Origin of the sequence: Streptomyces sp. NPDC046870 (assembly GCF_040704595.1) — a bacterium.
Taxonomy (GTDB): domain Bacteria; phylum Actinomycetota; class Actinomycetes; order Streptomycetales; family Streptomycetaceae; genus Streptomyces; species Streptomyces argyrophylli.
This window is the reverse complement of sequence record NZ_JBEYXM010000021.1, coordinates 74,361-87,453: the sequence shown is the minus strand read 5'-3', so window position 1 is coordinate 87,453 and position 13,093 is coordinate 74,361. Positions and strand designations below refer to the sequence as shown.

Annotated in this window: 13 protein-coding genes; 6 read left to right on the top strand and 7 right to left on the bottom strand. The window is 74.8% G+C overall.

Annotated elements, in window-relative coordinates; genetic code table 11:
* Nucleotides 1-17 precede the first annotated feature (17 nt).
* The 3 genes from AB0946_RS32035 to AB0946_RS32025 are packed head-to-tail and all read right to left on the bottom strand — an operon-like array spanning nt 18 to nt 2,641.
* Nucleotides 18-1,265: a hypothetical protein gene (locus AB0946_RS32035; RefSeq protein ID WP_366764171.1), complete on the bottom strand. Its 1,248-nt coding sequence runs from the start codon at nt 1,263-1,265 to the stop codon at nt 18-20.
* Complete coding sequence (locus AB0946_RS32030) at nt 1,258-1,713, bottom strand: hypothetical protein (protein ID WP_366764170.1); 456 nt, start codon at nt 1,711-1,713, stop codon at nt 1,258-1,260. The genes AB0946_RS32035 and AB0946_RS32030 overlap by 8 nt, the downstream gene beginning before the upstream one ends.
* Nucleotides 1,697-2,641 carry a S66 peptidase family protein gene (locus tag AB0946_RS32025; RefSeq protein WP_366764169.1) on the bottom strand — a complete coding sequence of 315 codons (945 nt, stop codon included), beginning with the start codon at nt 2,639-2,641 and terminating at the stop codon, nt 1,697-1,699. Before AB0946_RS32025 ends, AB0946_RS32030 begins: the two co-directional genes overlap by 17 nt.
* A gap of 996 nt (nt 2,642-3,637) precedes the next feature.
* On the opposite strand from AB0946_RS32025, the gene AB0946_RS32020 reads away from it, so the two are divergent.
* Nucleotides 3,638-4,132: a hypothetical protein gene (locus AB0946_RS32020; protein ID WP_366764168.1), complete on the top strand. Its 495-nt coding sequence runs from the start codon at nt 3,638-3,640 to the stop codon at nt 4,130-4,132.
* 62 nt (nt 4,133-4,194) lie between these two features.
* Here the strand turns inward: AB0946_RS32020 and AB0946_RS32015 are convergent, their stop codons facing one another.
* The 3 genes from AB0946_RS32015 to AB0946_RS32005 form a co-directional block, all read right to left on the bottom strand.
* Nucleotides 4,195-4,662: an HIT family protein gene (locus tag AB0946_RS32015; RefSeq protein WP_366764167.1), complete on the bottom strand. Its 468-nt coding sequence runs from the start codon at nt 4,660-4,662 to the stop codon at nt 4,195-4,197.
* Between the two features lie 431 nt (nt 4,663-5,093).
* Nucleotides 5,094-6,029, bottom strand: a complete 936-nt coding sequence (locus AB0946_RS32010; protein ID WP_366764166.1) for a cupin domain-containing protein — start codon at nt 6,027-6,029, stop codon at nt 5,094-5,096.
* A 37-nt stretch (nt 6,030-6,066) separates the two neighbouring features.
* Entirely contained in the window at nt 6,067-7,113 is a 1,047-nt protein-coding gene (locus AB0946_RS32005) for a hypothetical protein (protein WP_366764165.1), read from the bottom strand.
* 411 nt (nt 7,114-7,524) lie between these two features.
* Between AB0946_RS32005 and AB0946_RS32000 the strand changes: the two genes are divergently transcribed.
* From AB0946_RS32000 to AB0946_RS31980, 5 genes are all read left to right on the top strand, one after another.
* On the top strand, nt 7,525-8,742 hold the full coding sequence (locus AB0946_RS32000; RefSeq protein ID WP_366764164.1) for a pitrilysin family protein: 1,218 nt from the start codon (nt 7,525-7,527) through the stop codon (nt 8,740-8,742).
* Nucleotides 8,739-9,512, top strand: coding sequence for a GNAT family N-acetyltransferase (locus AB0946_RS31995; RefSeq protein WP_366764163.1), 774 nt, complete (start codon nt 8,739-8,741; stop codon nt 9,510-9,512). The genes AB0946_RS32000 and AB0946_RS31995 overlap by 4 nt, the downstream gene beginning before the upstream one ends.
* Before the next feature lie 143 nt (nt 9,513-9,655).
* Complete coding sequence (locus tag AB0946_RS31990; RefSeq protein ID WP_366764162.1) at nt 9,656-10,618, top strand: ABC transporter ATP-binding protein; 963 nt, start codon at nt 9,656-9,658, stop codon at nt 10,616-10,618.
* A complete protein-coding gene (locus tag AB0946_RS31985) occupies nt 10,615-11,382 on the top strand; it encodes an ABC transporter permease (protein WP_366764161.1) in 768 nt (255 codons plus the stop codon). The genes AB0946_RS31990 and AB0946_RS31985 overlap by 4 nt, the downstream gene beginning before the upstream one ends.
* Before the next feature lie 18 nt (nt 11,383-11,400).
* Nucleotides 11,401-12,252 (top strand): ABC transporter permease, encoded by an 852-nt coding sequence (locus tag AB0946_RS31980; protein ID WP_366764160.1) that lies wholly within the window; start codon nt 11,401-11,403, stop codon nt 12,250-12,252.
* Nucleotides 12,253-12,426: 174 nt separating this feature from the next.
* On the opposite strand, the gene AB0946_RS31975 is transcribed toward AB0946_RS31980, so the two are convergent.
* Nucleotides 12,427-13,011 carry a hypothetical protein gene (locus tag AB0946_RS31975; protein WP_366764159.1) on the bottom strand — a complete coding sequence of 195 codons (585 nt, stop codon included), beginning with the start codon at nt 13,009-13,011 and terminating at the stop codon, nt 12,427-12,429.
* Between the last annotated feature and the right edge of the window lie 82 nt (nt 13,012-13,093).

Below are 13,093 nucleotides of genomic sequence, written 5' to 3'. Positions count from 1 at the left end.
GGCAGCGGACGTGCCGGTCAGTAGAAGCGGCCCTGCTCGCTGAGCAGCGACGCGCGTCCGGGGCCGCCGCAGGCCGCGCAGGCCATCGGCCCGCCCGGCACGACCCAGCCGAAGAACGGCAGCCCGCGCCCGGCCGCGCACGGCGCGCACGCGCCCTTGACCAGGCCGGACCGCTCGATGCTGCGGTCCAGGCGCTCGCGTGCGCGGGACAGCAACCGCCGGTCGTAGGAAGCGAGTTCCCGGCGCAGCCGCCCCGCCGTCGGAGGGCCCGGTAGCCGCTCCCGCTCGGTGGGGTTGCGGCGGCCGATCCGCCAGCCGCCGTCCTCCCGCACCCCGAGCACCAACGGGGTGCCCGCACGCAGCAGCCTCCGCTCGGCACGCATGCGCCGGTACGGCTCGTGCGGCGCCGTACGGACCACGTCGGCGCGTATCCCGTCCAGCTCCCGCCGCCAGTGGTCGAGCGCCGGGCCGGCGCCGGGCGAGGCCAGGACGGCCGTCTGCACGGGCGCCAGCGGTGAGGGGAGCCCGAGCCCCCAGCGGTCCCGGTGGTGCATCGCCACCAGGGCGAGTACCTTGCCGGTGAAGCCGATGTCGACCAGCTCGCCGTCCACGCCCAGCGCCTCGCGGTAGCGACGGGCCATCAGGTAGGTGGTGGCGACGACCGTCGGCCTGCCGTCGCGCAGGCAGGAGACCGTCAGGTGGCAGGTGTCGCCGTAGCCCGCGGGGGCGTCGACGGCCACGGTGAGCACGGGCAGGCCGAACGCCGCGAACGTGCTCTCCAGCACCTCACGGTAGCCCTCCAGGGCAGCGGCCCCGGTGCCGCGGGGCAGTACGTGGTTGAGCTGGATCGCGGGCCAGATGTAGCGCTCGCGGAACAGCGGGGTGCCGCTGCCGCGCAGCCGGCGCAGCAGCCCCCCGGTGGTCACCACCGGCCCCTGGTGGCCGGTGCGGTGCAGCCAGGCCACGTTGAGGTGCAGGTTGTCGGCGCGCAGCACCCAGCCGGGCAGGTCGCGGTCGCCGGGGCGGAGCCGGTAGACGTTGCCGTAGGTCGGGAAGACCCGGTCGTAGGACTCCTGCGGGTCGAGGAAGGCGTGGGTGGTCTCGGCAGGCGGTGCGACACGGGCCACCCGGCCGAGGAAGGTCTCGACCATGAGCCGGACGACGTCCAGACCCGGGCCGCGCCACGGCGTGATGCCGCCGGCCACGCCGCCCGGCGCGACGACACCCGCGTCGACCAGGACCTGGTGGTACGTCATGTCAGTCATGTGCGCCCCCGTCCGCCGGGTGGCCGATCCGCGCGCTCAGCCACAGGCACGGCCGTCCCCATTCCAGGCCGACACGCGTCGCCGGCTCCTCGGTGCCGGGAGGCAGGGCGCGGACGAGTTCCGCGCCGAGGCGTTCGGCCTCCGCGAGATCGTCGGTGAAGGCCTGGACGAGCAGCAGCCCGTCCGACTCGCCGTCGGCGCCCAGGTCCTGGCCGACGGAACAGCAGCGCCGGGGGCCGCGGCGCAGCCAGGCCCGGGGGATCATGCGGAAGTCGGTTCCGTGGGAGCGCAGGTACCAGGGCTCGCCGTCGGGCTCCAGCCGGACCGTGTGCGCGTACCGCAGGCCGCCGGTCGCGGGGACCGCGGGGATGTCTGCGATCTCCTCGATGCCGTGCCGCCGCATGACCTCGTCGAGGGCGGGAGGAGCCAGCTCACGCAACCGCCGCATCGAGCACCTCCAGCGTGCCGGCGTCCCCGTCGAGCCGCGCGGGCGTCCCCAGGGGCAGCGTGAGCATCGGGTCGGTGTGGCCGATGTCGGCGCCGGCCACGACCGGGACCCCGTGCCCGGCGAAGCGCCGGCGCAGGTGGTCGGTGAGAGCCCGCTCGAAGCCTTCGGGCGCCCGGAAGGAGCGTCCGAAGACCAGCCCGGCCATCCCGGTGAAGACACCGAGCATCTCCAGCTGCGTCAGGCCGCGTTCGACGTGGTGCAGGTCCGTGCCGGTGGTCTCCAGGACCACCACGGCACCGGAGAAGTCGGGGAAGTACCGGGTGCCGGCGAGCAGCCCCAGCGTCTCCAGGTTCCCGCCGATCAGCGGACCCGTCGCCGTGCCGCCGTGCAGCGGGGTCCAGCCGGGCGAGGGCGTGGTCGCGCGGGCCCGGTCGTCGGCCTCGTCCCACAGCAGCAGTTCCTCCGTCCACCGGGGGGCCGCGGCGAGCGGGCCCAGGGGCTCCGCCCGGCCCACGGCGCGGACGAAGTGGTCCCAGGTGTACGGCAGGGGGCCCGGGTACTCGGCCAGCTCGGGCAGGAGGGTGGGGCCGTGGAACGTCACGATGTTCGCGACCCGGAGCGCGGCCAGCAGGACGGTGGTGATGTCGCTGTAGCCGACGAGGATCTTCGGGTCGGCGGCGAGCGCGTCGTAGTCCAGTTCGTCCAGGACCGCGTTGCCGGTCAGCCCGCCAAGGGACATGACGACGCACCGCACCTCGGGGTCGCGGAGGAAGGAGTTCAGCTCGGCGGCCCGCTGGGGTCCGCCGTCCGCCGCGGAGGGCTTCCCGGCCAGCGGTCCGAGCCGCACCCGGTAGCCGCGCGACCGCAGTGCGCGCACTCCGCGCTCCAGACGCCGCGGGGCCACGACCGAGCCCGAAGGGGTCGCCACCGCGACGAGGTCCCCCGCACGCAGCCGCGGCGGCCGTATCGGCGGCGCGGATGCGCGCCCGGCGCGGACCGGTGACGGACCGGTACAGGGCAGGACAGGCATCATCAGCTCCAGGGCCGTTCGTGGACGAAGGGGACGAGGTGCGGGCGCGGCCGGTGCGTGGGGCCGTTGCCGCGGGTCCGGGGCACCGGGCCTCTCTGTGCCGGTGCCGGTGCCGGCCGTGCGCCGACGACGTCGATTCTGGCCGTGCGGCCCGCGCGCCGACAGTCCCGGGATCACGGGACAGCCGCAGCCCGGCACCGGCCGGGCGCCGTGTCGCGGGAACGCGTGACTTGAGGGCCACGGAGCGCGGTGCCTAGGCTCGGCCGCCCGGGCGGGTGGATGTCCGCCGGCACCCGCCGGCGCGTCAGGGCACCGCACCACGGCCGCGGTCACGGGAACGAGAGTCCGGTCACCGTCGTGGGGGACACGCGGTGGAACGTCAGCCCGTACCGCCGGTGCGTGCGGAACGTGCTTGGCGGTACGGGGGTCTCCTCACGTGGGAGTCGCCACTCCCGCACGAGCCGGGACCCCCGTCCGACGGCACTGCGCGCAGGGCCAACCAGGAAACGGGCCGCGGGGAGCCGGGCGGCTTCTCGCGGGTTGCGGGGCGCCGGGCGGCACACCTGAGGGGTGCCGGGCGGCTTCGCGCGGGCCGGGGGGCGTCCGGCGTCTCGTGGGCGGGGGGGGAGCCGGGCCTGTCCGGTCGCCGGTCACCGTCGGCGTCCCGTTCCTGAGCCCCCGTCCTCACCGCAATCCCGTTCCGACCGCCGTGCGAACCGGGAGCACCCCGTCGGTGCCCCCGGCCGTCCGGTCGTACCGCCGTGCCCGCGCCCTCGTGTCCCCGAGCGGTCGCCGGTACGCCGTGCCGGGGTGAGGCCCCGGACGGCATCCCGTGGCCGGGCGGACGGTCCGCCCGGCCACGGAACGCGTTCTCCGACAACCAGGGGAGTCCCTATGACCCGACCGACACCACCCCGACCGTGGGCGGTCTTCGACATCGACGGTGTCGTCGCCGACGTACGCCACCGAGTGCCGCATCTGTACCAGCCCACCCCCGACTGGGAGGCCTTCTTCGCCGCGGCCGAGGGGGACCTGCCGCTCGCCGAGGGCGTCGAGCTGGTGGCCGAGTACAGCGCGGACCACGCCCTGGTGTGGCTGACGGGCCGCCCGGAGCGCATACGGGACCTCACCACCGCTTGGCTGGCCCGCCACCGCCTGCCGCACGAGCACCTGGTCATGCGGCCCGACGGTGACGACCGGCCGGCGAGCGTCCTCAAGGCCCGGAGACTCGCGGAGCTGGCCCTGCACCGGCCCGTCGCCGTCGTCGTGGACGACGACCCCAGGGTGGTGAGCGAACTGCTGGACGGCGGCTGGCCGGTGCACCGGGCGACCTGGGCGCCGGCGCCTCCCCCGCTGCAGGACGCCCAGGAACGGCTCGGCCGTACCTGACGCGCGGGTGACGGCGTAACGGACGCGGACGTCGGCCGGCGGGCGGGTCGCGGCGCGGCCGGTCAGGCGGTCGGCGCCCGCGCCGGCACGGAGCCGGACGCGTCGAGGGCCAGGAGGCCGGCGCGGACGGCGGCCGCGCTCCGGTCGAGTTCGCCGCGCTCCCGCACGCGCCAGTCCGCGTCGATGCGGAATCCGTCACCGACGAAGCGCGGGAAGACGTGCAGATGGGCGTGGAAGACCTCCTGGAACGCGGCCTCGCCGTCGGCCAGGAAGAGGTTGACGCCGTCACAGCGCAGGTTGGAGCGGCGCAGCGCGCGGGCGAGCCGGTGCGCCACCGTCCACATGTGGGCGCCCAGGGGCTCCGGGAGGTCTTCCAGGCCGGGCGCGTGCGCCTTGGGCACGACCAGCAGATGACCGGGGGTGACCGGCTGGAGGTCCATGAACGCCACGGTCGTGTCGTCCTCGTGGACGATGCTGGCCTCGGCCTCACCGCGCACGATGGCGCAGAAGACACAGTCGTGGACGGCCATGGGCCCCTCCTCGGGTGGGGGAAGGATCCCACGAGACCACAGCCCGGGCAGCGGATGCCAGTCCGGCACCGGCCGCCCTCCGTCCGGGGGCCGTAGGACGCCCCGGTGCCGGGCTGCCCGTCCAGGGCCGCGAAGGCCTCCGCCAGCGCCCCGGTCACCTCGGTGCGGAAGTGCGCGTCCAGCAGGGGACGGACCGGCTCGGCGGCGTCGGCACCGGTCGTCCGGGACACCTCCTCGACCGCCACGGACCGGCCCGACACCAGCAGCCTCAGCGTGGGCAGGGCCTCGGCGGGAACGTCGGATGCCGGCCGTTCACGGTCACCACGGCGTTGCCGCCGCCGGCCGTCAGGTGTGGCGGGAAGTCCGTCAGGCACACCGCCTGGGCGGCCGGCCCGAACGCGCGGTCAGGATTCCGAGCGGTCAGGGTGCCGTCACACGGTGAGCGAAGCCGCCAGCGCCGCCAGGGAGAGGTCCGCCGGAGGCGTCGGCATGGCGTCGAGGCGGGCCTGCCGGGCCCACGCCACCAGGTCCCCCGGGTCGATGCCGGCCAGGCGCCGGCGCGCCCCCTCCAGCAGGGCCGCCGCGGCGGCCGTGATCGCCCCCTCCGTGACCGGCAGCGGCGGCAGCGCGCTCCCGGTGTCGCCGAGCGCGATCCGTTGCAGACCCGAGGACAGGTCGGCCACCCCGACCTCTCGGACCGTCAGCGACAAGTGCGCCGACAGCCCGTCCTGACCGTGGGCGCGGTGGGCGAAGCCGCGCGGGATGTACAGGACGTCACCCGGGCGGGTGACGGTCGTCAGCACCTCGGCCGGCTGCGGCTCGTGGCCGGGCACCCGGCCCGCGTGCCAGTGGCCGTCCGCCGGTCCCTCGTGCACGCTCCAGCTCTTGCTGCCCGCCACCTGCACGACGAGGACGTCGGCGTCGTCACGGTGCAGCGGCAGCCCCGCGTGGCCGGCGGGCGTGACGAAGTAGAACGCCTCGACGGCCAGACCCAGTTCACCGGCGAGCGCGCGCAGCAGGGCACGGGTCGGCGCGTGCCACTGGTCGATGCAGCGCAGCAGCAGGGTCGCCCCCGCGTCGAGCAGGGCGCGGATCCTGGCCGGATCGGCGAAGCCGTCCGGTTCCGCGCGGGCGACGGTCCGGGAGGCCGTGAACCTGCGGGCGGGCAGCCGGTTGTCGTCGGCCCACATCTCGATGTACGGCTCGCGGAAGAATCCGGTGGCAAGGGCCTGGTCGAAGTCGGTCAGCGCGAAGGGACCGGACGCACCGCCCCGCGGGGTGAAGCGCTGTGGCTGCCGGCGCCAGTACTTCTCGAAGAAGACGTCGGTGTCGCCGACCCACTGGCCGAGAACGGGGGTTCTGCTCATGAGATCCGCTCCTGAGTTTCGATGACGGTCGGGTTTCTCAATCCGGCAGGATCGCTTCCGGATAACGGGCCAGGGCGGCGTCGGCCAGTTCCTGCGGGACGAGGACGTCGTCCACCAGCAGAAAGCCGCCGACCGGGCAGCGCAGGACGGTCAGTCCGGGGGATTTCTCGACCCGCGCCGGGAATGCGCGCAACGCCTCTCCGAGGAAGAGGCCGTAGCGCACCTTCGTGTCACCGGCATCGCCGCCGGACGCGGAGGCCACGGCCGCGCGTCTGGCCCGCTCCCGTTCCGCCTCGTCCGCCAGTGCGTCGGCCGCCCAGCGCGCGGCGGGCGTCGACAACAGCGGGATGCCGCAGACCCGTTCGGCGAGCTGGTGCAGCTCGGGCGCCAGCGACCAGTCCCGGGCGGCCCGGCGCAGCGCTCCGCGCTCCGCCTCCGGTACAGCGGCCAGGAGCAGGGCGGTGTCGACCAGATCGCGGCCGCGCGGTGGCTGTTGGAAGAGTTCCTCGGCGATCAGCAGCAGCCCGGCGAGGAGCGGATCGTCCGGGCGGCCGGGACGGAGCGGGACCGTCGCGTGGTCGCCGACGAACGCGGCCGTGAAGAACTCCACCGCGTACGGATGGTCCAGGTCGGACTCGGGCGAGGCCCAGTTGAGGGCCACCGCCCAGTCCCTTCGGCCCGGGCTCTCGATCATGCTCACGCGGGCCTCGTCCACCGGGCGGGAGGCGGCGACGGCCGCGACCGCCCGCCACATCGCGTTCTCGTCGGGCATCAGCAGGTCCACGTCCCGGCTCGACCTGAGGACACCCTCGGGATACAGCCGCTCCAGGGCGGCGCCCTTGAGTACCTCCGCCCGCCCGCACCCGCGGGCCAGATCCGCCAGGCGGCCGTACTCCTCCTGCCGCGCGTGCTCGGCGGCCAGCAGGGCCTCGCCCAGCCGGCCGAGCCGCGCACCCTCCAGCGCCGCCAGCGAGCACACCGTGCCGCCCAGCCGGTGCTCCCGGCGGCCCGCCCGCTCCAGGACGAGGCCCAGCCGTATGTCCTCGGCGACGCCGAGCACCGCGCGCACCGTCTCCATCGACAACCGCAAGTCCACTCCCGGGGTGACACGTCGAAGCAGGGACGAGCGGAGCCTAACGGCGGTCGATTCGGCGGCGACCGGATTTTCCGTAAACGGCAGACCCGATTTCCGGAATCAGCAGCCGTCCGTTGTCCGGGAGACTCCGCGGAGAATTCGGCTGCGGAATGCAGAAATGCCTGTTGCTGTCACCGTTTCGGGCTGGCTACGGTCACTGCCGTCGGATTCCGTTCACTCTTGAGGAGGTACACCATGGCGAACCACGCCTCGATCCTGCGTCCGCGTCTGGACAAGGTGAAGCCGCAGGACCGCTGAAAAAGCGGGAGGAACACGGATGCCGCCACCTCCGGGTGGCGGCATTCCTCTTCGCGCCGGCGTACGTGAAGGACGCGACGACTTTCTCAAGGAGGTTTTGCTGTGTACGAGTTCGGCAGGGTGGAGGGCCCGGTACCCGTCATCGCGCTCGTCGACGAGCGGCTGAGCACCACGACCGTGTGTCTGGCGTCCACGTACGGCTCCCGGCACGACCCGGTCGGGGAGTGCGGTCTGGCCCACGTACTGGAACACGTGCTGATGTCGGCGCCGGTGGGCACCGTGCCGTCGTTCAGCGAGCACGTCGAGCGACTCGGCGGTTACGCGAACGCGGAGACCGGCCTGGACCGGATGCTCTTCCACGCCCGGGTGCACGCCGACGACGCCGAGGAGATCGCGGGCCTGCTCTACCAGGCGGTGCTCCAGCCCCGTCTGGGCGAGGAGACCCTGGCCCAGGAGAAGCGTGCCGTCTTCCGGGAACTCGCCACCGCCGCGGCCGACCCCGGTGACGTGGTGCAGGACGCCTTCCTCGCCCACCTCTTCCCCGGCCACCCCCTGGGCCGCCCGGTCGGCGGTACGACGGCGGACGTGGAGAGGATGGACGTGGCGGCCGTCGCCGCCGGACACACGCAGCGGCTGCTGCCGGCGTCCCTGACCGCCATCGTCGTCGGACCGCGCGTCCCCGCGGCGATCGATCCGGTGGTCGCCGGCATCGACCGCGACGTCCTGGCCACGATCGGCACCGCCGTGCCCGAGCCGCTCGCGCTGCCCGCCTCCAGCACACCCGAACCGCCCGCATGGCCCGACGAGTTCGCGTGGGTGTGCGCGGGGGGCCGCTCGGTGCCGAACCACGATCCGCGCCGCCCGCACTTCAACGTCCTCGCGCAGCTCCTCGGTTCCAGCCCCTCCTCGTTGCTCTACCGCCGGCTGCGCGGCGAGGCGGGGCTCGCCTACGCCTTCCAGGCGTGGAACCGCGGCTACGGCGAGACCGGCGCCTGGCGGGTGCTGGCCGGCGTCGAGCCCGGCAACGGCCCCGATGCCCTGCGGGTCATCCGCACCGCGCTGGAGGAGATAGCGGCCGACGGCCCCAAGCCGGACGACCTGGCCTCGGCCCGCCGCCAGGCGCAGATGCGCATCCTGACCTCCGTCGACAACCCGCTGGAGTGCGCCCGGTTCCTCGCGATGCGCAGCGGCGGCCCCGCGGCCTGGTCGCCGGCCGCCGAGGTGGAGTTCCTCGCCGGGGTGAGCGCCGAGGACCTGCGGCAGGCCGCGGCGCAGGTCCTGGACGGCTTCCGGGCCGTCGTCCGCCCGGAGCCCCGGTGAACGCCGTCGAGCAGTACCTCGACCGGGCCCGGCGGGCAGGGCTGGCGGACGAGGTGCGCGGACTCGCCTTCGTCGCCGACCGCTGCGACGATCCCATCAGCGGCCGTCCGCAGGTGCTCGTCGAGTACTGCGACCCACGGCTGACCGGCGACGCCCCGGCCCTCGCCACACTGCGCCGCCGGCTGCGCGAGCGGCACCCCGGTGCCACCTCGGTGCTGCTCCGCTCGGCCGGGGACGTCCGCCCTCCCGGACCGTGGCGGCCACGGCTGACCTACATCCGCCACCTCGGCGCCGCCGCCGTCCCGGACGGTACGGCGGTGGCCGTGCGCCCCGCCACCCCCGCCGACGACCCGCGCGTGCACGCCTGGCTGGTCCAGGCCTTCCGCAACGCCTATCCCGGACACGAGGTCGACCCCGGGCACGCCGGGATCGCGGCGATCATGGCGAATCCCGCCAGGCGGTCGTTCATCGCCCTGGTCGCCGGCGAGCCGGTGGGGCACGGCACCGTGCTGACCGGGGAACGGGACGAGGTCACCGGTGAACCGTTCGCCGAGCTCGTGGACATCCTCATCGACCCCGCCGAGCACCGCGGCGCCGCCACCGCGGCACTGGTGGCCGCCATCGCGGAGGCGGTCCGTGGCCGCAAGCTCTGCGGCCACGTGGTGCATCCCCACGAACCGGGGGAGGGCCGGCGGGCGGAGACGGTCCTGCGCGGGCTGCTGAGCGCCGGCTGGTCCGTCGACCACTGCTTCTGGGAGAGCCCGCTGTGACGGGCCGTACCGAGTCCGCGACGTCGGACCGTACCCAGCCCGTCGTGACGGGCCGGGGACCGGCCGGCACAGGCGGCGGGCCCCGCGCCCCGTGGTGGTCCCCGGGCAGGCGCGACGACGTAAGGCGGCAGGAGGCGGCGACGATGGACGCGATCGTCATGGAGGACCTCACCCGGTCCTACACCGACCGGCGCGGCGGCACGGCGAAGGAGGTGCACGCCCTGCGCGGGCTGAGCCTGACCGTGGGAGCGGGCGAGGTGCACGGACTGCTCGGCCCCAACGGCGCCGGCAAGACCACCCTGTGCCGGATCCTCACCACCGTGCTGGAGCCGACGACGGGCAGGGCCACCGTCCTCGGCCACGACGTGGTGCGCGACTCCCGGGCCGTACGCCGGTCCATCGGGCTCGTCTTCGGCGGGGACCGCGGGCTGTACGGCCGGCTCGACGCACGGCAGAACCTGCGGTTCTGGGGTGCGATGTACGGGCTGCGCGGCCGGCCGCTGCGGGCCCGGACGGAGGAACTGCTGGACCGGGTGGGCCTCGCGGAACGCGCGGCATCGCGGGTCGACACCTTCTCCCGGGGGATGAAACAGCGCCTGCACCTGGCCCGGGGCCTCATCGGTGACCCACGCGTGCTGATCCTCGACGAGCCCACGGTCGGCATGGACCCGGTCGCCGCGCTCGACTTCCGCGCGCTCGTCGCCGACCTGCGGGCCGAGCGGCGCACCGTCCTGCTGACGACGCACGACATGGCGGAGGCCGCCGCGGTGTGCGACCGGGTCACGCTCATCGACCGGGGGCGGCCGGTGGTGACGGAGGACCCGGCCGCCATCGGCCGCCTGCTGTCCGGACACGAGCGGATCGTGGCCGAGGACGTACCGGCCGGCCTCGTACCGGCACTGGAGGCGACCGCGGGGGTCGTCGAGGTCCGTCACGACCCCGGCACCGGCCGGCTGGAGGCGCACACGCGCGACCCCGCGGCGGCGGCGAAGGCGCTGGCCCTGCTGGCGGGGGCCGGGGTGTACCGGGTGACGACCGCGCCACCGGGCCTGGAGGAGGTCTATCTCCGTCTCGTCGGCGGACGCGGCATGGCGGTCTCCTCGTGAACCTCTTCCTGGCCTCCCTGCGCTTCCAGCTCCGGCTCGCGCCCCGCTCCCCGGGCACCCTCCAAGTGTGGTGCACCGCGCCCCTGTTCACCGCGGTGTTCCTGTCCATCGCGGACCACGCGGGCCGCCACGACATCGCGCCCTACGCGATCGTCGCCCCCACCCTGATGGGACAGTGGGCGCTCGCCCTGGGCATCGCCGGCGAGCTGATCACCGACGAACGCAACCAGGGCACACTGGAGGGCCTGATCGCGGCCCCCGGCCGGCTCTCCGGGGTGATCGTCGGCCGGATCTGCGCGGTGAGCCTGCTCGGCACCTCGACCATGCTGGAGGCATGGCTGACGGCGGGCCTGTTCTTCGGCCGCTGGATCGCCGTGCCGCACCCGTTCGCCCTGGCCGCCGGGATGCTGGCCACCGCGGCGGCCATGGCGGCGACCGCGAGCATCCTGTCGCCGCTGTTCGTGCTGCTGCCCTCCGCCCGCATCGTGCAGAACACGCTCAACTACCCGGTGTTCCTGCTCAGCGGTGTACTCGTGCCGGTCACCACCCTCCCCGGGTGGATCCGGCCCGCCGGCCGGCTGATCTTCCTCAGCTGGAGCGCCGACCTGCTGCGGGACGGTCTGGCGGCGCCGGCCATGCACCAGCCGCTGTTGCGCATCACGGCCGTGGCGGTCCTCGGACTGCTCGGTTACCTCACCGGAGCCCTGCTGCTGGCGGCCGTCCTGCGGCGGGTCCGCCGGACCGGCACGCTGAGCCACACCTGAGAGAGCTGTGAAGTCCGCATGTCCCTGACCTCCTCGTCCTCCTCCTCGTACGCCCCGCCGGCCGGCCCGGCGTATCCCACCGCCCCGCTGCTCGTGCGCTACGGCCTGCTCAACGCCCTCGCCGACTTCCGCGCCACCTACAGCTGGCGGAGCTGGCTGTTCGGCTGGCTCGGCCGGATGCTCGCCCAGGTGGTCTTCTTCACCGGCCTCGGCCGCGCCCTCGGCGACCCGGCGACGGTGCGCTATCTCGCGCTGGGCAACGCGCTGATGACCTGTGTCATCGACACCATGGCGGTGGTGGCGAGCACCAGTGGGGAGCGCCGCGCCGGGACGCTGTCCCTGCTGATCGCCGGTCCCGCCGACCCCGTCTGGGTCTTCGTCGGCCGCAGCCTGCACTGGCCCGCCAGCGGGGTGGTGACCTCCCTGGTGGCGCTGTTCGGGCTGGGGCCGGTGTTCGGCGTGACCTGGCGCCCGGCGCAGGTGCCGGGCGTGGTGGCCCTGGTGGCGCTCACCGCGCTGGCCACCTATTGCGTCGGCCTGTTCCTGGCCATGATCGTGCTGAGCGTCCCCCGTCTGCGGAACGTGGTGTCCAACTGCGCCTATCTGGCGATGATGGCGTTCTGCGGTGTCCAGGTGCCCCTCGGCTACTGGCCCGCGCCGGTGCGCTGGGCCGCCCAGGCGGTGCCGCTCACCCACACCCTGCGCGCCCTGCGCCTGGTCGCCGAAGGCGCCGGCTGGACGGCGCCGCTGCGGCCCGTGACGCTGGCCCTGCTGGCCGCGGTGGCCTGGCTGCTGGCCGCGTTCGCCACGTTCCGCTGGCTGGTCGCGGTACCCGCCCGACGGGCCGGAACGCTGGACCTGTCGGTGTGAGCCGGCCGGTCCGCGCGCCGGCGGACCTCCGGGCCGAGCCACCGGCAGGAGAGCTGGGTTGCCGACAGCGGCCGAGCCGCCGGTACGGGCCGAGTCGCCCGTACGGGTGGCAGCGCGCCCCGCCGTGGCGGCGGGGCGCGCTCAGCCGTACCCCGGGACGGTCCGAGCGCGGGCTCAACCGCAGCCGCACCCGGCGCCCGCCGCCGGCCGCTCGGCGGCGAGGCAGGTCACGAGGGCGGCCGTGGCCTCGTCCAGAGCGGTGAAGTAGGCGTCCCAGCTCGCTCCCGGGGCCCGGTCCAGGCTCAGGTCCAGCACCGGGTAACCGTCGCCGGTGCGGCCGCAGGTCAGCAGGCACCGGTCGAGCGACACCCGGACGGGTGCCGGCACCCGGGGCGCGGCGGCGCGCACCGCCCGGCACAACGCGGCGGCGACCGTCAGGAGTTCGGCGCCGGAGCGCGGAAGCACCCCGACCCGCCGCTGGGCCGGGGGCAGCGCAGGGTCCCGGTAGGCGTGTCCCTGGCAGCTGTCGTACGTCGTCAGCGCCCAGCCGCCACGGGTCAGGGTGTGCACCAGCGGCCACACACCGTCCTCGATGGCCGCCCGCCAGTCGGGGTGCGCCGGGTCGAGGTCCTCGGCCTCGTGGATTCCCGGGAGCCCGGCGGTGTTGATGTTGCCGACCTCGCTGCGGTGCAGCCGGGCCGGGCGCCGGGCGGTGCCGGGGCTGTCCCAGCGGGCCAGGAACCCGGCGACATCGGGCATGACGTTCGGGTGCCGGTCACGGAAACCCAGAATGCGGCACGGCGGGGGAGCAGCCCCGGTGCCGGCCGGCGCCGTTTTCGTC